The organism is Ruegeria sp. AM7 (assembly GCF_056535965.1).
Window position 1 is genome coordinate 1,923,456 of the sequence record NZ_JBQFJE010000003.1, and the last position, 20,950, is coordinate 1,944,405.

A 20,950-nucleotide genomic window follows, 5' to 3' on the forward strand; every position below is an offset into this window, starting at 1 on the left:
GGCCGAGCGAGTTAAGAATACAGTCCCTACTCTCCGGCCAGCGCATTCTTTCCCAGTGAAAGGCGCTGTTCAGACAGCGCCTTTTTCTTGCTAACCTCCAGCAACGGGAATTCAACAAAGAACACGGTGCCGACACCTAGTGTGCTTTCATAGTCAATTGTCCCGCCGAAATGCTCAACAATCTCCTTCGAAATACTCATCCCCAAGCCGGTTCCTCCGGCGTGCCGTTCATCTGATGAATCAATCTGCGAAAAACGATCAAACACTTTGTCGCGACTGCCCTCGGGGATGCCGATCCCTTGATCTTTCACGTATACCCGCACCCGCGACCCGACGACCTCGCACCCTACAGTGACGACACCACGGTCAAACGAAAACTTTGCCGCGTTTGAGATCATGTTGGTCAGAACCTGGATCAACCGCGAGGCGTCACCTTTGATGAACAGATCTTGTTCGGACAAACGTTCTTCGACCAGTTCGACATTATGGGCGCTGGCAAATCCTAGGTTGCAAGCGATTGCCTCATCTACAAGCGAGTTCACGTTGATCCGCGTCTCTTTGATGACCATCTCGCCGGCTTCCATTTTCTGGATGTCCAAAACATCGTTTATCAACGAGGCCAAACGCTCACTGTTCTTACTCGCCAGATCTACTAGGTTTTGCATCTTGTCTGGCACCTCACCCATGGCGCCTGACTTGATTAGATCCAAAGAACCCTTGATTGACGTCAATGGCGTACGCAGCTCATGGCTGACTGTCGAGATAAACTGAGTCTTCGCAATATAGGCCGCTTTGGTCCGCTCATGCTCTTCCCGGAGCTTTTCCAGCTGCTCTAAGTTGGTCTGGTACAGTTTGAGAAACACCAGCGAGCAATCGATCAGAAAGTACATCACGAAAACGACGGTAAAGAAATGCAGCCACAAGTCCGATGAAAGGTCGGGCTGTTCGATCCAGATGTCTTTGACCACGATCACCATGAACGAGATTCCATACATGGCGAGGCGCACAATCATGGCCCAAACGAATTGGTGGTTGTTCATGGCCGCAAACAGAGCGGCGGCGAACAGGAAAAAAAGCGGGGTGAAGTGACCGCCTGTTGGTTGTTTCAGCGCAACAGACACCGCGTAAAGGCAGATAGCGGTAGAACTGAGGATCGTATTGAACAAAAGCCACGCCACCATCATCGCGATAGACCGGCGTTCCTTGGGCGTGAGGCGCGCTACCCGCTTAGCCAGGTAAAGGTCTTGCGCCTCGCAGATCAATATTGTCCCGTAGAAAAACAGTGCGTTCAGCGGATTGAAGAAAAACGCTGTCAGGATCGTGGTTGCAAGGAAAATGGCCTGCCGCTGCCAAAGCAGCGCAAAGCTCATGGCAGTGTAATCCTTGATATTCTGTAGCAGCCTGCTGTCGCTGTCTTGGGGTGCCCCGTCTAGTTGGGGTGCTTCGATGGCGGTCATCGTAAAGTCTTTTTTGCTGATCAGTTAGAGGAGGTTTAACGACACAATGAGGACGTAGTTGGTCGGAATTTCGTTCACAGTTTGGCAATAGTTTTCATCGGGCCGAATTATTGTCGAATACCTTCGCTGGCCTATGCCGGTAAAGACACAACACTGTGCGTTATAAATTAACGATTTTATTGCCTTTTTGACCCCCTTACCCCTTAATGCAGGAACAGGCTAGCGAGACAAACAAAGAGGTGGGGTTGTGGTCGCTATTGGAAAGATAGAAGCCAATCACAAGGGTGTGACACCCGTTTCGGCACGGCTTGCCGAAGAGCCGGTCACATTGCTTCAATTCGCCCGCTCGGCAGGGCGCAACATGCTTGAGGTCATTCCCGCAGAAACGCTGCGCGAAACTTACGTCCGGGGTCCGCTGAATATCCACTATATCTGCGAACCCGAAATGATCACCGAGTTGCTGGTCGGCCAGGGGCGTGCTTTCCCCAAAGCGAAATTTACCAAGGACATTATCGGATCAGCCGTCGGGAACGGTCTCATCCTGTCCGAAGGAGAGAAATGGCGGAAGCAGCGGCATCGCTACTCGCCCTTATTTGCGGCACGCAACTTGCCGGTTCTGGCCCGCCATTTTGCCGCAACTGGGATTGAAGTAGCGGATTCATTGGCCGAGCATCCCGGACCAGTCGACGTTGCCCAGGTTGCGCCTGCCTCAACACTGACCAATATCTCTCGCGTCATTTTTTCGGGCAATGAAGAAGTCAGCGCTGAGCAGATCCGCGTTGGGCTGATCGCATATTTTAATTATATTTCAGACCTTTCCCTGTTTGACTTAATGGGCCTTCCGAAATGGTTGCCGCGCAAGAAATGGCTCAGCAGCAAGGCGCCAGTTACCACTATGCGCGATCTGGCCCGCCAGGTGATCGACCTGCGTCGTGCTGAAAGCCGCGATGAGCCTGAAGACTTTTTGGACCTGATGATTGAGGCTTTAAAGTCGGATTTCGAAGATGCCGAGACGACAGTGGACAACCTTCTGACCTTCGTGGTCGCGGGACACGAAACTTCGGCCAATGCGCTTGCATGGGGGTATTACCTGCTGGCGCTGCACCCAGAAATGCAAAACCGCGTCCGACACGAGATCATGTCGGTTCGACCGGATGGCCCTGTGGAGTATTCCGATTTGGAAAACATGCCGCTGCTGAGGGCCCACATCAAAGAAACGCTTAGGCTGTATCCATCAGCCGCCTTTTTCGCCAGGGACGCAGGCGCTGAACTGGACATAAACGGTGTTAAGATCGAAGACGGTGACGCGTTGTTCTTCCCCGTATACTCGTTACATCGGAATGAGAAACTGTGGGACGAACCTGATCAATATCGTCCTGAACGTTTTCTTGGCGGGACCATACCCCGAGGGCAATATATACCTTTTGGTGCCGGACCGCGCATATGTATTGGCGCTCAATACGCCGAGACGGAAATCATGGTTCTCATGGCCTCAGTTCTGCGCAAAGTCGCGTTTTCGCTGTCAGACGAACCTTTGCCAGAACCGGTTTTGACTTTCACGATGCGCACAAGCGGCCCGCTTATTTTGAATGCCTCACCTGTTTAGGCAGGACATTGTTGGCTCAACCCCGGTTCAGGTAAGTCTGGCTACCGTACATCTCTCGCAACACCGTTTCGAACAAGCTGCCTCGTGGCTTGGTCTTGTTGGACGAATGTGGCGCCTGTTCTTGCGTCGCCTGCTGCCCGGCCGGAGCGCCCTTTTCGCGCAGTTCCAGCTTCGCGACGGCCTTGTCGAACGCAGCAAGAGCACCCGATTTAGACAACGCCCTCATTGAGATTGGTGTACTCATGACCGTGCGGATATCGCCTGATACGTTCCGCTGCGCTAAAATCTGAGCGAATTCTTGATTGAGTTGATCTTCACTTGGCAGTTTCGCTGCGCAATACCGTCCATGCGTCACGACCAAATAGATGCCGCTGCCACGATATGAGAAAATAGCTTCGGCCTCGGCTGTTCCCGCTTGAATGCTTTTTCCAAGATCTGCGATGATGCGACGAAACTCTCCGAAGTCGCTCAGATCAAAGCGAAAGGCTGCATCTTGCAACCTGATGGCGGTCACCCACGAGTCAAACAAACGACTCCGGCCCAGTTGTTCGATATAGTTGTCGAATTCGACATAACGCAAACACCGTTTCAGACCGTCGACAGACAGAGGGTCCTCAAAGCTGAACTGCTGGTTGTAGTCGAGAACATTTTGCAGGTTCTTGACCGAAACCGATGAAATCCGGCTGCGGACCCTTTCCTGCATCAACAGATGAGCCGCATTCATGCGACTGCGCAACTCAAAGAAATCAAACGGTTTTGTAACGTAGTCAAACGCACCTTCAGCAAAAGCGTCCTCGACATGTTTTCGGTCGCTCATGGCGGTCAGCATTATGGCAGGCGTTTCCGAGTTTCCGGGTGTGTTCCGTATCTGTCGCAGCAATTCGATCCCGTTGGTACCGGGCATCTGAATGTCCAATAGAAGGCAATCGAACGGTGTTTCCGCCTCTTTAATAACCTGCAGCGCTTGGCTGGCGGAACTGGCAACAGAGACCTGACAGCTTTCAAACTCGGCCAAAGCTGTTTGCAACAGCTCAAGAATTCCGGGTTCGTCGTCAACAGCCAGCACTTTCAGAGGCGTCCGCTTCAACGCGCGCATGTCCAATTTGCGCTGGAATTCATCACTTGTCGGAGTCGTATGCTTCATGACTAGTCAACCGCTTTCAACCTGTTAAACAGGCTCAGAATAGAAAACGACTAGGACGAAACAGCGGCAAGAATCGCAAAAACCTTGGGTAAATTGGGCTTTTTCTAGGCGTTATTTTGGCGGCATTTCTCAGATCGAAGGTCGCCCAGCACCGAAATTTCTTGGGTTTTTATGTTTATTCTTAACGATTTGGCAGCATGTCGTCCCGCTTTGGGTTAAAATAAACCCTGACAAAATCTACCACTCGCGGACAAATCGCTCAAGTTGTTTTACCGGTCCTACGATCGAGGGCTCGGATCAGTGTTACGACGTACTGTGGATATTGAACAAAACTGACTGGCTCACCGTACCGTCGATCGAGAACTTTGCCCCGACCGGAGCAGCCCCAACACCCAATCTGCGCGACCAACGTGCCCAGACTGAAGGAACGATGCCCAGGATGCGTGTCGCGCCGTTTTCTTCTGCCGTAGCGGTCATCCTGAAAAACAGCTCTTGCTGCACAGCCAGCCGTCGGGATGCCGGTACGCTCTCGGTGACAAAAAACCGGGACGCCTCCCAGATCTTTGGGTTCGCCGGTGCCTCGAAAAACAGGATGTCCGTCGGAAGATCGCGCAACAACCCTTTCTGTGCATCCCGCAGCATATAAGTGTAGGCCCCACACCGCGCGTTCGTCGGCAAAAGGCGAACGCCCGCCAAAACCTCGCCGAATTCATGCAGAACGACCCATCGGCAGGCCGGTGTGTCATATTGGTCAAACTCCATCCCATCCGCCTCACCTACATTCCAGTGCAGGCGATCGATGAAGATCGTTTTTCGAGTCTCGAGATATTTTGCCAACAATGTGCCGTGCTCGTGCATGTTGCGAAAGCTCATTGCGGTCGCACGGACATTCCCTAGCTCGCGCTTGCGATCAGGCGTGTCGCGCTTGAACGCAAATAGCTTACGCCGTGCCGACGGTTGGGGCACGGGTTGGGCCGTATTGGCTGGCTCCAGGTCCGGAAATACCTTGGACGCTGAGTATGCCTGTTCATACCTGAGTGGTCGGTCCATATTTTGCTCTTATTTTAGACACACTTATGACAAGATATGAATCGCTGCGTCTACAACTAAATGATGTTTTTTCCGGTAATCGCGTCATTGTGTGGCGAATTCACATCCCATACAAAACATTGAGCATATAGGGCGAGTTTTTGGCATATTTAGCATGCGGTTTTGCGAAAAATGCACTGCACCGTGGTTTCAACCTAATTAGACAACGCCTTGAATCATCATCGCATTCCTCAATTCTCCAGTTTCAGAGCTTACACCATCGTAAAATTTGACCTCTCGCGGGCTGGTGACTGTGAAACTGTCATTCTGCATCACTTCGGCGCCCAACCTATGATTGCCGCGACCGGCCCTAACGAGCCGAACATGTCAGTTTCTGCGGCTAGTATGACTGGACCCGAAAAAAATATTCGGTCACTTCCACGCCCAGCGTACGTCATCCTTTTGCCGTTTTTCTCGGACAGCCTGCGTGTAAGCGATATTCAACGCCCCTCCTGCCTTTGAGCGGCACTTTTTGAGTCCTCAAGGTCAGCATGGTGGCAAAGATTGGTGACTGTTCATGCGTATACTTGCCGTAGATGACGACCCCAGCATCCTGGAGCTTCTGACTTGCGTTCTGGGGGCTTTTGGGTACGAAGACGTAGTGACTGCTCGCAGCGGTCAAGAGGCGCTCCACATCCTTGCGGAAACGACCGAGATTTTCGATTGTCTTTTGCTTGACGTCCAAATGCCCGAAATGAACGGCATCACACTTTGCGAGCATGCGCGCAATCTTCCTGACTATCAGTTTACGCCGATCATCATGATCACCGCGATGGTGCAAAAGCAGTATATCGACGAAGCGTTTGAGGTCGGCGCGACGGACTACGTGACAAAACCGTTTGAGTTTGCCGATCTGAAACAACGGCTTTCCGACGCCTACAGGCTGGCAGCCGAACGGCGCGCAGCCATCGAAGTGATCGAAGCGGATGTGTATGCCGTCAACGATTCCGAGATTAACACCAATTTCCGCCTTAGCGACCCGCTCTATTTCGGTGATCTGCCCGGTTGTATCGGCTTGGCCGAGTTTGAGAATTATGTTGTACAGTTGTCGACAATGCATTCACGCGCGTCCAAGATGATGGCCGTGAAAGTGGCTGAGGTCGAAGACATCTTCCGAACCGCAACTTCGGTGGAATTCCGCGAAGCCATGGCGGCCGCTGGCAATGAACTACTGACTGTCTCGCAGGAAGGTCGGAACTTTGCCACCTATTGGGGCAATGGCGTGTTCCTGCTGATACATGAAAGCAAGCCAGGTGTTTCCGCTGCCGAGTTGCAGCACAAACTTGCCAATCGCTTTGTAAAAGGCTCACATGGCAGTGTGTCGGGGCAGGATTTCTCATATCATGTTGGCGAAGTGGTCGCATTGCGCGCCTCGTCAAAGATGGAAGCATTGTTCCTGATCGACAAGGCCGTTGAACTGGCAGACATTCCAAATACTCCGGTTGCCCGGTTCGGCTAATCCAGGCCGAGCCAGGGAAAGCCATTTCCAAAACGCACTAAAAGTTCGCGCGTTCGCAGCCGCGCGGGCGGTTACAGGGACATACCGTGATCCAGTTTGATCATGTCGGCAGCTTTCTCACCGATCATGATTGAAGGGGCATTGGTGTTCGATGAGTTCACCGTGGGCATGATTGACGCATCCGCAACCCGCAAGCCATCGATCCCATTGAATCGCAGACGTGGGTCCAAAACCGCCCTGTCATCCACCCCCATGCGGCACGTCCCGGCACAATGGTGCGATGTTTTTGAATGCACGCAGATAAAGTCGAAATAATCCTGTTCTGTTCGAACATCCGGCCCTGGCAGTCGCTCGGCCTGAATAAAGGGCTTCAAAGCGTCTTGGGCGAGGATGCGTTGCACCAGCTTTAACCCACGGATCGACATCTCTCGATCATAAGGATCCGCCAGATAGTTCGGGTCGATCAAGGGCATCGCCAATGGGTCCGCGCCTTGCAAACGCACTGTCCCGCGTGATCGCGGACGCAAGAAACATGCGTTCAGCGTGACACCCCCGTTCGGCATCGCCTGAACCCCAGCCTCAATCCCTGTCCCCAGGCCCAGATGCATCTGTATGTCGGGCGAACGAGCCTGTGAATCAGCATACCAAAACCCTCCGGTCTCAAACAGGCTCGACGCAACAGGACCATTTCGCGTGACCACGTATTTCAACGCAGCCAGAGCTGAAAAGGGCAGCTTGGCAAATCGATCATACGTATGCGGACCAGTGACCTCGCAGATTGCGTATAGATCCAGATGATCCTGCAGGTTCGCACCAACCTGTGGCTGATCGTATGTGACTTTTAGCCTCAAAGACTCCAAATGATCGGCGGGGCCTATACCGGACAGTTGCAGAAGACGCGGTGATCCAATGGCCCCGCAGCAAAGGATCACCTCGCGCGCCGCGGTCAGGACTGAGCCATCCATCATCTCGATCCCGGCCACCCGTTCATTTTCGACCACCAGTCGATGAACCTGCGCGCCGGTACGAATTGATAGGTTTTGACGGTTGCGGTTCGGAGCAAGAAACGCCATCGCCGCCGAAGACCGACGTGCATTCCTCTGGGTCAGTTGGTAATAGCCTGCCCCATCCTGCTGATCGCCATTAACATCGTACGTTTTGGGAATACCAACCTGCCCGGCGGCCTCGATGAAGGCATCGCAGATCGGCAAGGGCGCGACAGGCCTGGAGACCCCCAGCGGCCCGCCTTTAGCGTGGAACTCATCCTCGAAACTGTCGTTGTCTTCGGACTTGCGGAAATACGGCAAAACGTCGTTGTAACTCCAACCGACGCAGCCCATTTGTCGCCAATCATCATAGTCCTGCGCCGCGCCGCGAGTGTATATCTGCGCGTTAATGGAGGAGCCGCCCCCGATCACCTTGGCTTGGGTGTAAGGAAACACTTTGTTCTGCATGTGCCTCTGCGGCACAGTGGTCCATCCCCAACTGCCTATGCCCTTGGTCATCTTGGCAAACCCGGCAGGCAGATGAAAAAGCGGGTGCCGATCCGACGATCCAGCTTCAAGCAATAGGACCGTGGCCGAGGTTTCTTCGGACAAACGCGCCGCTATCACCGACCCGGCCGAGCCCCCGCCGACCACTATGAAATCATACCCTTCGGGCATCACGGCGTGATCCGCATCCCACTTTCGGGATCGAAAGCCACGGCCTTTTCCATGTTCACTGCAAAAGTGAAATCCTGCCCCGGCGCGACCTCGGCGTCCGACCGCATACGAGCGATTACGTCCCGCCCACCCAACTGCATCGATACGAACGTATCCGAGCCCGCCGGTTCCGTCACAACAATCCGATTGCCCATCTGTGCAATGTTCGAGGACTTGCGATCCGCGCCATCGATATCAGTGATCGTCTCAGGGCGAATGCCCAGCAGGATGTCACGCCCGTCCCAAGCCGCAAGATTATCCTGACTGAACGGTAGCTGTGTCATGGACCCGTCATGGACGGCCACCTCGGCATGGGGTCGCCCGTTCAGCACCGCCACTTTGGCCGGCACCACGTTCATCGCGGGCGACCCCATAAAGGTTGCTACAAAGATATTGGCGGGTGTGTCGTAGATCTCTTGCGGCGTACCCAATTGTTGCACGTAACCGCCGTTCATCACCGCGATGCGGCTGGACAGCGTCATTGCCTCGATCTGGTCATGGGTCACGTAGACAATGGTCGTGCCAAGGTTCTGGTGCAGTTTCTTGATCTCGGTCCGCATGTCGACGCGCAGCTTGGCGTCCAGATTGGACAGAGGCTCGTCGAACAGGAACACATCAGGGTTGCGCACCAAAGCCCGCCCCATGGCCACGCGCTGACGCTGACCGCCCGACAATTGGCCGGGCTTGCGGTCTAGCAACTGCTCAATCTGCAACAGCTTGGCGACCTCGGCCATGGCCTTTTCCCGTTCAGGTTTGGGCACGCCGTGCATCTCAAGCCCAAAGGTGATGTTCTGCCCAACGGTCATGTTCGGGTACAAAGCATAGCTTTGGAACACCATGGCGATGTTGCGGTTCGACGGGTGGACGCCGTTCATCACCTGATCCTTGATGCGGATTTCACCGCTGGTGATTTCTTCCAACCCCGCGATCATGTTTAGCAGGGTCGACTTGCCGCAACCCGAAGGGCCAACCAGCACCAGAAACTCGCCCTCTTGCACCGAGATATCGACCTTGTGCAAAACCTCGACCGCGCCATAGGATTTGGTCGCGTTGTCTATATCCAGAAAACCCATGAGGTCTTATCCTTTCACCGAACCCGCCATCAGGCCGCGGACGAAATACCGACCAGCCACGATATAGACGAGCAGAGTTGGCAGGGCCGCCAAAATGGCCCCTGCGAAATGAACGTTGTATTCCTTTACCCCCGTGGATGACTGCACCAGATTGTTCAATGCCACGGTCATAGGCTGGCTGTTGGCATCGGCAAATGACGCGCCAAACAGGAAGTCATTCCAGATATTGGTGAACTGCCAAATTACCGACACCACCGCGATAGGGCCTGAACTGGGCAGCAGGATGCGCCAGAATATCTGGAAGAACCCCGCCCCGTCGATCTGTGCCGCCCGGATCAGTTCGGTCGGGAAAACGGCATAGTAGTTGCGAAAGTACAGCGTGGTAAAGCCGATACCATATACCACATGCACCAGAGCAAGGCCCCATGTGGTGCCAGCCAGACCCATCAGGCCCAGCATCCGCGCCATTGGGATCAGCACGATCTGGAACGGGATGAAACAGGCAAACAGCATCAGTCCGAACAGGATGGTGTCATACTTGAACCGCCATTTGGTCAGCACATAGCCGTTCAGCGCCCCCAAAATGGTCGAGACGATCACCGCCGGTACCACCATTTTGATCGAATTCCAGAAATACGGCTTCAACCCGGTCGGATCGACCCCGATCTGGGCCGAGGACCACGCTTTGAACCAGGGCTCCAGCGTGAAGACTTGCGGCAGGTTCATCATGCCGCCGCCGGTGATCTCTTCCAGCGGTTTGACCGAGTTCACCAGCATCACGTAAAGCGGCAGCAGGTAGAACAACCCAAACAGCAGCAGCACCAGATAGATCAGAGTACGCGTGACGCGGCCCGTGCGGATTGCGGTGTCTTGCGAGGCTTGGCTCATTAGCGTTTCTCCCGCAATTCAGCGTACAGATACGGGATCATGATCGCCGCAATGGTCATCAGCATGATCGTGGCCGAAGCCGCGCCGATGCCCATCTGGTTCCGCGTGAAAGTGTAGGAATACATAAACGTCGCGGGCAGTTCGGTCGCCCTCCCCGGCCCGCCACCGGTTAAGGCAATCACAAGGTCAAAGGTCTTGATCGCCAGGTGGCTGAGGATCACGAAGGCCGACAGGAAAGCAGGGCGCAATTGCGGGATGATGATCCGGCGATAGAGGTTCCAATTCGAGGCCCCGTCCATCTGCGCCGCGCGCAGGATTTCATTGTCGATGCCTCGAAGACCGGCCAGAAACATCGCCATAACAAATCCACTGGTTTGCCAGACAGCGGCGAGCACAACAGTATAGATCGCAAAGTCGCGGTTCTTGATCCAGTCAAACTCGAAACTGGTCCAGCCCCATGTTTGCATGACATTTTCCAGCCCGATACCGGGGTCCAGAAACCACTTCCACGCGGTGCCGGTGACAATGAAACTCAGCGCCATGGGGTACAGGTAGATCGGGCGCAGCAACCCTTCGCCGCGGATTTTCTGATCAAGGAAAATCGCCAGCCCAAGCCCTATACAGGTGCAGATCACGATATAAAGCCCCGCGAAAATCCCCATATTTTTCAACGAGATTTCCCAATGGCTCAGCCGCCACAGCTTGTCGTAATTCTCCCATCCGACCCAGCCAAAGCTCGGCAGAATACGGCTATCGGTAAAGGATAGGTAGACCGAGAACAGAATGAACCCGTAGACAAAGACCAGCATCATCGCCAGCGACGGCGACAAGACCAGTTTGGGTATCCAATTCTGCAGACGAGTTTTGAAATCCGCGTCGGCCGGTGAAGCCATGGCGCGCCCTCCTGCTTGGCGTATTGGGGAACCGGGGGTTTGGCACCCACGGAACGACAGGGCGATTTTCAGGCCGCCCTATCGAAAGGATCACAGGTGGATCACTTGGCGATCGAGACAGCGTCAACCAGCTCGGTCACAGCCGTTTCGCTGTCATATTCACCGTTAAAATGCGCGGTCACCACGTCATAGATCGCGTTCTTCACCGATGCAGGTGCTGCATGGCCGTGCGCCATCGAACCGAACAGGTTGCCAGAAGACGCTGCGGCAGCCAGATCTTTCATGCCTTGCTGACCACAAGCATCCAGATCGCTGCCATCCACGTCGGTCCGGGCCGGGACGGAACCCTTCACCTTGTTGAACGCAATCTGGAAGCTTGGCGACAGAATGGCGCTGGCCAACGCGGCCTGTTCGGCCGAAACCGAACCGCCTTGGTCGAACATCATGAACTGGTCGGCATTGAAGGTGACTTGATCTTGCGTACCTGGGAAACGGAAACACAAGAAGTCCTGCCCCGGAACCTTACCGGCGTTTAGGAATTCACCTTTGGCCCAGTCACCCATCATCTGGAAACCAGCCTCACCGTTGATGACCATGGCGGTGGCAAGGTTCCAGTCGCGTCCCGAAAAGTTCTCATCCACGTTGTCGCGGACAAAGGCCATACGGTCGAAGGCTTCTTTCATGGCATCGCCGCCCAGCATGTCTTCGTCCAGATCAATGAAGGCCGCCTTGTAACCGTCGGGCCCCAGAGTGGACATTGCAATCGCGTCAAACACAGTTGCATCCTGCCACGCTTGACCACCATGCGCGATCGGAGTGACCCCGGCCGCTTTCAGGGTCTCAACCGCCGAAACGAACTCATCCCAGTTGGTGGGTTGCGCGATGCCGTTTGCATCCAAAACCGCCTTGTTCGCCCAGACCCAGTTGGTCGAGTGCACGTTCACCGGGGCCGCAACCCATTTGCCGTCGCTCTTGGCGAAGGCTTTCAGCGCATCCGGGACCACATCGTCCCACCCTTCTTTCGCGGCGACATCGTTCAGGTCTGCCAAGGCACCCTGATTGGCCCAATCCAAAATATCAAAGCCCAGGGCCTGAACGGCAGTCGGTGCATTGCCAGCCGTGACACGGGCGCGCAAAACGGTCATAGCCTGCTCACCGCCGCCACCGGCGACCGGCATATCGGTCCATCCGATACCCTGCCCGGACAGGTCGTCCTTAAGTACGTTCAGCGCGGCAGCTTCACCACCCGAGGTCCACCAGTGCAGAACCTCGACCTCTTCAGCTTGCGCCAGGCTGGTCGTAGCCAGTAGCCCTGCCACAATCAGAGACTTCGTCTTAAGCAGATTACGCATTCTTGTTTCCTCCCTAAATGCGATATCGTTGAACGGACCTTTTGCAGGCCCTTTGTCTTGCGTTTTGCATTACCCAACTGTCCCAGACATCGCCGGGACGAAGGGTCGCCCAACTCACCTCGAAGACAAAACGGACAAGTCATGTCCGCTGTCCCTCCCGCGTCTGACTGGCCCTATGAGGTCAATTCAACCAGACTTTGATCCATCAGGCTCCGCTTCTGAACGGCGGGCGCTTCAAAGCAAAAATGACATCGTCACCCTGATCTCTGCCGATGGACTGTAAGCGCTATCATTGGTCACCAAGAATGGTTCGTCCAGTGTTTTCATAGACAAGCTGGTCATAACCGATGCAGGCGACCGGTCTGTGCTGTCTGGAAAAGACCGTGGAATGACCGGTTGGTCCGATACCTTACATCGCCACACAACTTCCAACGGCGTTATAATCGCGCGAAATCGGGCCGCATTGGATGTTGCGGTTAATCAGAAATCAGAGTGGCTTAATTACAAGGTGTGCAGATTGCGAATAGGCGCGCGTTTGACCAACGCTTCAACCTATGTGCGCAAGTGGCGGGGAGACAGGGATTCGAACCCTGGGAACGCTCTCACGTTCAACGGTTTTCAAGACCGCCGCATTCGACCACTCTGCCACCTCCCCGCGTGAAGCTGGGTCTAAGGCGAACGCAAACCGGTGGCAAGACCAAATAGGGAATTCTTGCCGAAGCTGTCGCAGCGGTCTTTCCTTGATACCTTGCTCACGCTATGATCGGGCCACAATCCGTATCAGACCGGCGTTGCAGAACCGGCGAAACGCGGTGGGGTTCAGAAAACAGACCCCTTACAGGCAAGGGATAACACGATGGATCGAGCGACCGAAACACGCGCAAAGCCTCTGGCGTTTGCGCTTCTGGCCGTGATGTCTTTGGTTCTGGCCGGATGCGAAGAAGCACTTGAAACCGGAAACGAAGCGACCGAGGCGTCTTCGGACAGCGCGCAGAACTCAGCAAAACGAGAGATTTTCCCCGAAGCGACCGGAAACCCCCGTGACGATGTCGAGGCACCCGAGGTGTTCGCATTGACCGAGGCCGGGTTGTGGGATGGCCGTCCGTCCCTTGGTGGAATCTGGATCGCACATCCTGATGTCACCCAGCCAGAGCGCGTCCGCATCAAGAACACCGCAAACAACAAGACAGTCACAGGCGCTTTGTTCCGGCGAGAACGCAACTTGCCGGGCCCTGCATTGCAGCTGTCGTCTGACGCAGCAGTAAAGCTTGGCATTCTCGCCGGTTCTCCAACACGGGTCGAGGTCGTCGCCCTGCGGCGTAAACCCGTCGAGCCTGCGCCAAAAGCAGAACCGGAAACCGCTCCGGAACCCGAGGTCGCAGAACCGGCTACAGGCGACACTCCGACCGAAGATCAAACCGCCGAGGCAGAAGATAAACCCAAGCGGAAGTGGTGGCAGAAAAAGGAAACCGCCGCTGCTGCTGCGGGCACTGCCGCTGTGGCAGCGGATGCCGCCGCCGAGACCACGACCGAAGTTGCCGAGACTGCCGTTGAAGCTGCGACTGAGGTGGCGACTTCCACTCTGTCTGATCCCGAAGTCACCCCGCCTGCGGACGCGTCCACCAAGAAGAAATGGTGGCAAAAGAAATCTTCTGACGAAATCACCCAGACATCGCTAGACCCGATTGAAGGGGCTGCGGCGGCGATTGAGGCATCTGAACCAACCCCGCCCTCCGCTGCGGCATCGGCAGAATCCGATACTGCTTCGGTATCCAAACCATATGTTCAGGTTGGCACATTCAGCGTCGAAGAAAATGCTGAAAGCGCTGCCCGGAAAATTCGCCGCAATGGCCTGACAACCGAAGTACGCGAGTTAAAAACCGGCGAGAAATCAGTCTGGAGAGTTCTTGTCGGCCCCGCCAAAACCCGGGGCGAACGCACCGCTTTGCAGCGCGACGTCAAGGATCTGGGCTTTACCGACGCTTTCGTCGTCAAGAACTGAAAAGCAGGAGGTTACTGTGCTGTCCACTTTGCGATCATCCGTTCTGGCAATGGGGTTGGCGCTGACCGCTCTGCCCGCCTTCGCCTTTGATACAACCGCCCGCGCAGCCTATGTGATGGACCAGACAACAGGCACTGTGCTTTTGTCGAAAGACGCCGAACAACCCTTGCCCCCTGCCTCAATGTCGAAGCTCATGACCCTATATGTCGCGTTCGAGGCGTTGCGGGATGGACGTCTTACCCTGAACGAAACCCTACCCGTGTCTGAACACGCCATGAGCTATGGCGGCTCGACGATGTTCCTGAACACACAAGACCGCGTGTCAGTCGAGGACTTACTGCGCGGCATCATCGTTCTGTCCGGCAATGACGCCTGTGTTGTCATCGCCGAGGCGCTCAGCCCTGACGGAACCGAGGCAGGTTTCGCTCGGTATATGACACAGCGCGCGGAACAGTTGGGTATGGACAATTCCACTTTTGCCAACTCGAACGGCTGGCCTGCAGCCGGGCACATGATGTCGGTTCACGATCTTGCCATACTGGCCGATCGGTTGATCACAGATTTCCCAGAATATTATCCCCTGTTCGCCGAGGAAGAGTTTGAATTCGATGGCCGCGCGCCTTCGAACAAGCGCAACCGCAACCCGTTGTTGAAGCTGGGGATCGGTGCGGATGGTTTGAAAACCGGCCACACGCAAGAGGCCGGCTACGGACTTGTTGGCTCGGCCAAGCAGGGTGATCGCAGGGTGATCTTTGTGCTCACCGGCCTGGACAGTACCGGCGCCCGGGCAGAGGAGGCCGAGGCCGTGGTTAACTGGTCGTTTCGAAATTTTGTCGAGAGGACAATTGCCAACAAAGACGCGCCGATAGCCGAGGCAGAGGTTTGGATGGGGGCGCAAAAGACGGTTGGCCTTGTACCCGAAGACGATCTGAACATCCTGCTGCCGGTTCTGGGCGACGAAAACGTAGCTGCCGAGGTCGTCTATGACGGCCCGATCAACGCTCCGATTGCCAAGGGTCAGAAACTGGCCGAACTGGTCATCAAGCCTGAAGGTCTGCCCGAAATTCGGCGCTCTCTGGTCGCAGTACAGGATGTGGCCGCGGGTGGTTTTCTGGTTCGGATGATGACCGTCGGAGGGATCGTTCTGACCGATGTGATCGGCAACCCTCTGGACGCTTTTTGACAAGGGCACCGCGTGTTTCTGACATTTGAAGGCATTGATGGGTCGGGCAAGTCCTCGCAGGCGCGTATGTTGGCCGATCACTTGCGCGGATTGGGTCGCGACGTTGTTCTGACCCGCGAACCCGGCGGTTCAGCCGGGGCCGAGGAAATTCGCCGGCTGGTACTGGAAGGTGATCCGGACCGTTGGTCTGCCGAGACCGAGCTGCTGCTGTTCACCGCCGCCCGCCGCGACCACCTGGAGCGCACTATTGAGCCTGCGCTGGCGGCAGGAAAGGTCGTAATTTGCGACCGCTTCGCCGACAGCACCCGCATGTATCAGGGCATGTCGCGCGGCAATCTGCGCCCTCTGGTCGATCAGTTGCACAAGCTGATGATCGGGCGCGAACCCGACCTGACCGTCCTGATCGACATGGACCCGGAAATCGGCCTGTCCCGCGCCAAAGGGCGGCAAGGCACAGAAGAACGGTTCGAGGATTTCGGACTGGAATTGCAACAGAAAATGCGCTCCGGGTTTCTGGCGCTGGCCGAAGAGTTCTCGGACCGCTTTCGCGTGATTGATGGCAACCGAGACATGGACAGTGTAGCCCGCGATGTGACAGATATCGTCCTGCAATCCTTGTGACGGACGACCCATGAGCGACGACACCCCCACCCCGGATCAGGCCCCCGGTGCCCCGCACCCGCGCGAAACCGCGACCTTGTTCGGGCAGTCCGAGGCTGAACAGGCGTTTCTGAACGCTTATAACTCGGACCGTCTGCACCACGGCTGGCTGCTCACCGGCCCGCGCGGCGTGGGTAAAGCGACTCTGGCTTGGCAGATCGCACGGTTCCTGCTGGCGACCCCTCCGGCCGAGGATGACGGGCTGTTCGGTGCACCCCCGCCCCCTAATACGCTCGCGATCGACCCCGACCACCCCGTCACCCACCGCATTCAGGCCGGGGCCGAGCCCGGCCTTGCCACCATCACACGGTCTCTGAACGATCAGGGACGCTTGCGCAATGAGATCGTGGTCGATGACATCCGCAAGCTGGGCAAATTCTTCGGTCTGTCTTCGGCCGATGGCGGGCGGCGCGTGGTCATCGTGGATTCAGCCGATGAGATGAATGTCAGCGCTGCCAACGCCTTGTTGAAAATGCTGGAAGAACCGCCCGCGCGTACGACGCTGCTGTTGATCTCACACCAGCCCTCACGCCTTTTGCCAACAATCCGGTCGCGTTGTCGAACCCTGCGCCTGTCCCCGTTAGGGGCAGAAGACATTCAGTCCGCACTGGCGCAAACCGGGGCCGAATTGCCCGCGCAGCCGGATCATCTGGCTGCCCTCGCCGCTGGCTCGGTCGGGGACGCGGTGCGCCTGATCAACCTCGGCGGGCTCGAGATCTATGCCGAATTCATCGCCATCCTCGGCACCCTGCCCCGCATGGACCGTCAACGCGCCCTGAAACTGGCCGAGGCCGCCGCCCAGCGCGGCGCGGCTGAGCGGTTCGAGTTGCTGCTAACCCTGATCGACGTGGCCCTATCACGCCTTGCCCTGACCGGCGCGACCGGCGCAGCCCCCCTGCCCGAAGCCGCCCCAAATGAGGCCGAAATCCTGTCGGGCCTGTCTCAATCCCCCCATCAGGCCCGCAAATGGGCCGAGGTGGCTGCGACAATCACCGCCCGCGCACGACATGGTCAGGCGGTGAACCTTGACCCTGCCGCTCTGGTCCTAGATACGGTGTTCAAGATACAGGAAACCGCCGGTCAGAGCAGATGAGCGACACCCCCCAAATCACCGACAGCCATTGCCATCTGGACTTCCCCGATTTCGAAGGCCAGCTGGACCAGATCGTCGCCAACGCGATTGACGCGGGTGTGACCCGAATGGTCACGATCTGCACCAAACTGCGCAACGAACCCAGTGTCCGCGCGATAGCCGAGGCCCACGCCCCCGTCTTCTACGCCGCCGGCACCCACCCCATGAGCGCTGCGGATGAGGCGATGGTCACCGTAGACGAACTGGTCGCACTGTCCCGGCATCCCAAGTTCGTTGGTATTGGTGAAACCGGGCTGGATTACCACTACACCGCCGACAGCGCCGAGGTGCAGAAGCAATCGCTGCGCATCCATATCGAGGCGGCCCAGCGCACTGGACTGCCGCTGATCATCCATGCCCGCGCTGCGGACGAGGACATGGCCCGCATTCTGGCCGAGGAATATCGCAACGCGCCTTATACCTGCGTGATGCACTGCTTTTCCTCATCGGCGGAACTGGCCAAAGCCGCGCTGGATCTGGGTTTTTACCTGTCCATGTCCGGCATCGCGGCCTTCCCCAAAAGCCAGGAGCTGCGCGATATCTTCGCCACCGCCCCGGTCGACCGCGTTCTGGTTGAAACCGATGCGCCCTATCTGGCCCCGCCCCCGTTTCGCGGCAAACGCAACGAGCCCGCCTATACCGCCCACACCGCCCGCAAAGGGGCCGAGGTGTTCGGCATGGACTATGCCGATTTCGCCGCGCAGACCCAGTTGAACTTCGAGCGGCTGTTTACCAAAGCCGCGACCTACAAGGCGGCTGCATGACCCAGCTGCGCTGCACCATTCTGGGCTGCGGGTCTTCCGGCGGCGTGCCTCGGCTGGGCGGGCACTGGGGCGAGTGTGATCCCGAGAACCCAAAGAACATCCGCCGTCGGTGCTCGATGCTGGTGGAACGGGGCGGGTCCGAGGGCACAACCTCAGTCCTGATCGACACAACACCGGATATGCGCAGTCAGTTACTGGATACGGGCACCGGGCGGCTGGACGGGGTGGTCTACACCCACAGCCATGCCGACCACGTCCACGGCATCGACGACCTGCGCATGATCGTGTTCAACATGCGCACCCGTGTGCCCGTCTGGGCCGATGGCGACACTCAGAACGACCTGCTCGGGCGGTTCGGATATGCGTTCATCCAGCCTGACAGCTCGCCCTACCCGCCGATCCTTGATCTGAAAACCATCAGTGGCCCGTTCGAGATCGACGGCCCCGGCGGCCCGATCCCGTTACAGCCGTTTAAGGTTAATCACGGCTCGATCGACGCGTTGGGCTTTAGGATTGGCGGACTGGTCTATTTGCCAGACGTGGCCGAGATCTATGACGACGCATGGCCTGCGCTGCAAGGGCTGGACTGTCTTGTCATCGACGCGCTGCGCCGCACGCCGCATCCAACTCACGCGCATCTGGAAAAGACGCTTGGTTGGATCGAACAGCTCCAGCCCAAGCGCGCGGTGCTGACCAATATGCACATCGATTTGGACTACGCGACGGTCGAGGCTGAAACCGCCGACCACATCACCCCTGCCTATGATGGCATGGTGATCCATCAGGCCCTTTAAATTGCCCATGGTGCCTGCCGCAATACTCCACAGGATGGCACCATGCTGCAAAGCCTGATCGACGTCATCCTGCCAGTATTTCTGGTGATCGGTGCCGGGTACACAGCCACCGCGTTGGGCTATTTCAAAGAGGCCCATATCGACGGGCTGATGAAGTTCACTCAGGGGTTCGCCATCCCGTGCCTGCTGTTTCTGGCTATCGCCAATCTGGACCTCAGCGCCAGTTTCGACCCACGCCTGCTATTTAGCTTCTATACGGCCGCGGGCCTGTGTTTCTGCGCAGGTCTGTTCGGCGCCCGCCTGATTTTCAGACGTGAGTGGGAAGACTGCGTGGCCATCGGCTTTTGCTGCCTGTTCTCGAATTCAGTCCTGCTGGGGCTGCCCATTACCGAGCGCGCTTATGGCCCTGAAAACCTCGCGGGGAACTATGCAATCATCGCCTTTCACGCCCCCTTCTGTTACGGCATCGGCATCACCGTGATGGAGGTCATGCGCAGCCGAGGTCAGGGCAGCGCGCGGATGGTGCGCTCGGTCTTGTCAGCTATGTTTCGCAATGCACTGATCCTTGGGATAGCCTTGGGGTTTATCGTAAACCTATCCGGGATCGGTGTGCCCGGAGTGGTCGATGACGCTCTTGGCCTGATCACCCGTGCGGCACTGCCCGGCGCGTTGTTTGCCTTGGGCGGCGTACTGGTCAAATATCGACCCGAGGGTGATTTGCGCACCATTGCTTATGTCTGCGGCGTTTCGCTTATGCTGCACCCCAGCCTTGTCTGGTTGTTCGGCTCGACTGTGGGATTGCCGCAAGACTTGTTCCGCTCAGGCGTACTGAACGCTGCCATGGCACCCGGCTTTAACGCCTATATATTCGCGAACATGTATGGCCGCGCCAAACGGGTCGCGGCCTCCTCCGTTTTAGTCGGCACCGGGGCCTCAATCCTGACGGTCTGGCTGTGGCTTACGTTGTTGGGTTAATACGTTCGCAAGGCGCATTGACTTCGCCAAAACACACGCCACCTTTGGCAGAAGCAAGCAGGATCGCACCTATGCCAAACGCTGTAATTGTCGCCCACGGTCAACCGTCTGACCCCGAGCCAGCCGAAGCGGCCCTGGCGGCTTATGCGGCCGAGGTGAATGAAATGTGCGGTGGGGTGAATGTCACTTCTGCAACGCTCGCTGCGCCAAGCAGACTAGAACACTGCCTGGACGACTTACCTGACGACACGGTGATTTACCCATTGTTCATGGCCAAAGGTTGGTTTGTCACTAGCGCTTTGCCAAAACGGCTGGGGGGAAGAGAATTGCGCATCCTCGATCCTCTTGGCGTTGATAAAGCCCTTCCAGCCATCGCTGCCGAGGCGATAGGATCTGCCACTCAAACAAACACATGGTCAACAGACCAGTGCAACTTGATCCTCGCTGCACATGGATCGGGTCGCAGCCGCAATCCTTCGGCTGTCGCCAATCAGTTCGCGGAACTCTTGAGTGAGAGGATCAAGCTGAAGTCCATCCGGGTAGGATTCGTTGAAGAGGCCCCTTCGATTTCTGAGGCGGCAGCAAACTCTGGGCAAATCGCGCTTTGCCTGCCTTTCTTCGCGTGCCGCGGCGGTCATGTGTTGGAAGATGTACCTCAGGAATTGGAACAAGCTGGATTTCAAGGGAAGGTCATACCTGTAATAGGCGAACTGCCCGGAGTAAAACGCCACATCGCGGCTGTTCTGGCACAGGCTTTCGAAAAAGTTTAAGTCGAG

The 20,950-nt window shown here is 56.7% G+C and carries 18 protein-coding genes and 1 tRNA gene; 10 read left to right on the plus strand and 9 right to left on the minus strand.

Translation table 11 applies throughout. The features are described from left to right. Positions 1–26: 26 nt before the first annotated feature. The gene (locus ACR3EG_RS13535; protein ID WP_480496450.1) at positions 27–1,457 is read right to left on the minus strand and encodes a sensor histidine kinase; all 1,431 of its coding nucleotides are present in this window, start codon (positions 1,455–1,457) and stop codon (positions 27–29) included. Positions 1,458–1,704: 247 nt separating this feature from the next. Here ACR3EG_RS13535 and ACR3EG_RS13540 point away from each other — a divergent pair, with 247 nt between their 5' ends. Next, complete coding sequence (locus tag ACR3EG_RS13540) at positions 1,705–3,063, plus strand: cytochrome P450 (protein ID WP_480496452.1); 1,359 nt, start codon at positions 1,705–1,707, stop codon at positions 3,061–3,063. A 16-nt stretch (positions 3,064–3,079) separates the two neighbouring features. On the opposite strand, the gene ACR3EG_RS13545 is transcribed toward ACR3EG_RS13540, so the two are convergent. Beyond that, positions 3,080–4,207 carry a response regulator gene (locus tag ACR3EG_RS13545; protein ID WP_480496454.1) on the minus strand — a complete coding sequence of 376 codons (1,128 nt, stop codon included), beginning with the start codon at positions 4,205–4,207 and terminating at the stop codon, positions 3,080–3,082. Between the two features lie 303 nt (positions 4,208–4,510). Then, a complete protein-coding gene (locus tag ACR3EG_RS13550) occupies positions 4,511–5,257 on the minus strand; it encodes an acyl-homoserine-lactone synthase (RefSeq protein ID WP_234899400.1) in 747 nt (248 codons plus the stop codon). A 556-nt stretch (positions 5,258–5,813) separates the two neighbouring features. Here ACR3EG_RS13550 and ACR3EG_RS13555 point away from each other — a divergent pair. Then, a complete protein-coding gene (locus ACR3EG_RS13555; protein ID WP_480496458.1) occupies positions 5,814–6,755 on the plus strand; it encodes a response regulator in 942 nt (313 codons plus the stop codon). 71 nt (positions 6,756–6,826) lie between these two features. Here ACR3EG_RS13555 and ACR3EG_RS13560 read toward each other — a convergent pair whose 3' ends face one another. From ACR3EG_RS13560 to ACR3EG_RS13585, 6 genes are all read right to left on the minus strand, one after another. Next, on the minus strand, positions 6,827–8,419 hold the full coding sequence (locus ACR3EG_RS13560) for a GMC family oxidoreductase (protein ID WP_480496460.1): 1,593 nt from the start codon (positions 8,417–8,419) through the stop codon (positions 6,827–6,829). After that, complete coding sequence (locus ACR3EG_RS13565) at positions 8,419–9,531, minus strand: ABC transporter ATP-binding protein (RefSeq protein WP_480496462.1); 1,113 nt, start codon at positions 9,529–9,531, stop codon at positions 8,419–8,421. The genes ACR3EG_RS13560 and ACR3EG_RS13565 overlap by 1 nt, the downstream gene beginning before the upstream one ends. 6 nt (positions 9,532–9,537) lie before the next feature. Continuing rightward, positions 9,538–10,419 (minus strand): carbohydrate ABC transporter permease, encoded by an 882-nt coding sequence (locus ACR3EG_RS13570; RefSeq protein WP_480496464.1) that lies wholly within the window; start codon positions 10,417–10,419, stop codon positions 9,538–9,540. Continuing rightward, complete coding sequence (locus ACR3EG_RS13575) at positions 10,419–11,312, minus strand: carbohydrate ABC transporter permease (RefSeq protein WP_480496466.1); 894 nt, start codon at positions 11,310–11,312, stop codon at positions 10,419–10,421. Before ACR3EG_RS13575 ends, ACR3EG_RS13570 begins: the two co-directional genes overlap by 1 nt. Before the next feature lie 101 nt (positions 11,313–11,413). Continuing rightward, positions 11,414–12,664 carry an ABC transporter substrate-binding protein gene (locus tag ACR3EG_RS13580; protein WP_480496468.1) on the minus strand — a complete coding sequence of 417 codons (1,251 nt, stop codon included), beginning with the start codon at positions 12,662–12,664 and terminating at the stop codon, positions 11,414–11,416. 565 nt (positions 12,665–13,229) lie between these two features. Continuing rightward, a tRNA-Ser gene (locus ACR3EG_RS13585) sits at positions 13,230–13,319 on the minus strand. 201 nt (positions 13,320–13,520) lie between these two features. Here ACR3EG_RS13585 and ACR3EG_RS13590 point away from each other — a divergent pair. The 8 genes from ACR3EG_RS13590 (at position 13,521) to ACR3EG_RS13625 (ending at position 20,944) form a co-directional block, all read left to right on the plus strand. Beyond that, on the plus strand, positions 13,521–14,666 hold the full coding sequence (locus tag ACR3EG_RS13590) for an SPOR domain-containing protein (protein WP_480496470.1): 1,146 nt from the start codon (positions 13,521–13,523) through the stop codon (positions 14,664–14,666). Between the two features lie 49 nt (positions 14,667–14,715). Further along, complete coding sequence (locus tag ACR3EG_RS13595; RefSeq protein ID WP_480496578.1) at positions 14,716–15,849, plus strand: D-alanyl-D-alanine carboxypeptidase family protein; 1,134 nt, start codon at positions 14,716–14,718, stop codon at positions 15,847–15,849. A gap of 12 nt (positions 15,850–15,861) precedes the next feature. Then, on the plus strand, positions 15,862–16,470 hold the full coding sequence (tmk, locus tag ACR3EG_RS13600) for a dTMP kinase (RefSeq protein ID WP_480496472.1): 609 nt from the start codon (positions 15,862–15,864) through the stop codon (positions 16,468–16,470). Positions 16,471–16,480: 10 nt separating this feature from the next. Beyond that, positions 16,481–17,602, plus strand: coding sequence for a DNA polymerase III subunit delta' (locus tag ACR3EG_RS13605; protein WP_480496474.1), 1,122 nt, complete (start codon positions 16,481–16,483; stop codon positions 17,600–17,602). Next, complete coding sequence (locus ACR3EG_RS13610) at positions 17,599–18,405, plus strand: TatD family hydrolase (protein ID WP_480496476.1); 807 nt, start codon at positions 17,599–17,601, stop codon at positions 18,403–18,405. The genes ACR3EG_RS13605 and ACR3EG_RS13610 overlap by 4 nt, the downstream gene beginning before the upstream one ends. Next, positions 18,402–19,199, plus strand: coding sequence for an MBL fold metallo-hydrolase (locus tag ACR3EG_RS13615; RefSeq protein WP_480496478.1), 798 nt, complete (start codon positions 18,402–18,404; stop codon positions 19,197–19,199). Before ACR3EG_RS13610 ends, ACR3EG_RS13615 begins: the two co-directional genes overlap by 4 nt. Positions 19,200–19,241: 42 nt before the next feature. Then, entirely contained in the window at positions 19,242–20,174 is a 933-nt protein-coding gene (locus ACR3EG_RS13620; RefSeq protein WP_480496480.1) for an AEC family transporter, read from the plus strand. Between the two features lie 71 nt (positions 20,175–20,245). Continuing rightward, on the plus strand, positions 20,246–20,944 hold the full coding sequence (locus ACR3EG_RS13625; protein WP_480496482.1) for a CbiX/SirB N-terminal domain-containing protein: 699 nt from the start codon (positions 20,246–20,248) through the stop codon (positions 20,942–20,944). Positions 20,945–20,950: the final 6 nt, after the last annotated feature.

Coding starts and splice junctions, on each gene's coding strand:
- ACR3EG_RS13560 (WP_480496460.1), bottom strand. CDS start 8,419: ATGCCCGAAGGGTATGATTTCATAGTGGTCGGCGGGGGCTCGGCCGGG.
- ACR3EG_RS13535 (WP_480496450.1), bottom strand. CDS start 1,457: ATGACCGCCATCGAAGCACCCCAACTAGACGGGGCACCCCAAGACAGC.
- ACR3EG_RS13570 (WP_480496464.1), bottom strand. CDS start 10,419: ATGAGCCAAGCCTCGCAAGACACCGCAATCCGCACGGGCCGCGTCACG.
- ACR3EG_RS13555 (WP_480496458.1), top strand. CDS start 5,814: ATGCGTATACTTGCCGTAGATGACGACCCCAGCATCCTGGAGCTTCTG.
- ACR3EG_RS13625 (WP_480496482.1), top strand. CDS start 20,246: ATGCCAAACGCTGTAATTGTCGCCCACGGTCAACCGTCTGACCCCGAG.
- ACR3EG_RS13580 (WP_480496468.1), bottom strand. CDS start 12,664: ATGCGTAATCTGCTTAAGACGAAGTCTCTGATTGTGGCAGGGCTACTG.
- ACR3EG_RS13590 (WP_480496470.1), top strand. CDS start 13,521: ATGGATCGAGCGACCGAAACACGCGCAAAGCCTCTGGCGTTTGCGCTT.
- ACR3EG_RS13550 (WP_234899400.1), bottom strand. CDS start 5,257: ATGGACCGACCACTCAGGTATGAACAGGCATACTCAGCGTCCAAGGTA.
- ACR3EG_RS13605 (WP_480496474.1), top strand. CDS start 16,481: ATGAGCGACGACACCCCCACCCCGGATCAGGCCCCCGGTGCCCCGCAC.
- ACR3EG_RS13615 (WP_480496478.1), top strand. CDS start 18,402: ATGACCCAGCTGCGCTGCACCATTCTGGGCTGCGGGTCTTCCGGCGGC.
- ACR3EG_RS13620 (WP_480496480.1), top strand. CDS start 19,242: ATGCTGCAAAGCCTGATCGACGTCATCCTGCCAGTATTTCTGGTGATC.
- ACR3EG_RS13565 (WP_480496462.1), bottom strand. CDS start 9,531: ATGGGTTTTCTGGATATAGACAACGCGACCAAATCCTATGGCGCGGTC.
- ACR3EG_RS13595 (WP_480496578.1), top strand. CDS start 14,716: ATGGGGTTGGCGCTGACCGCTCTGCCCGCCTTCGCCTTTGATACAACC.
- ACR3EG_RS13610 (WP_480496476.1), top strand. CDS start 17,599: ATGAGCGACACCCCCCAAATCACCGACAGCCATTGCCATCTGGACTTC.
- ACR3EG_RS13575 (WP_480496466.1), bottom strand. CDS start 11,312: ATGGCTTCACCGGCCGACGCGGATTTCAAAACTCGTCTGCAGAATTGG.
- ACR3EG_RS13545 (WP_480496454.1), bottom strand. CDS start 4,207: ATGAAGCATACGACTCCGACAAGTGATGAATTCCAGCGCAAATTGGAC.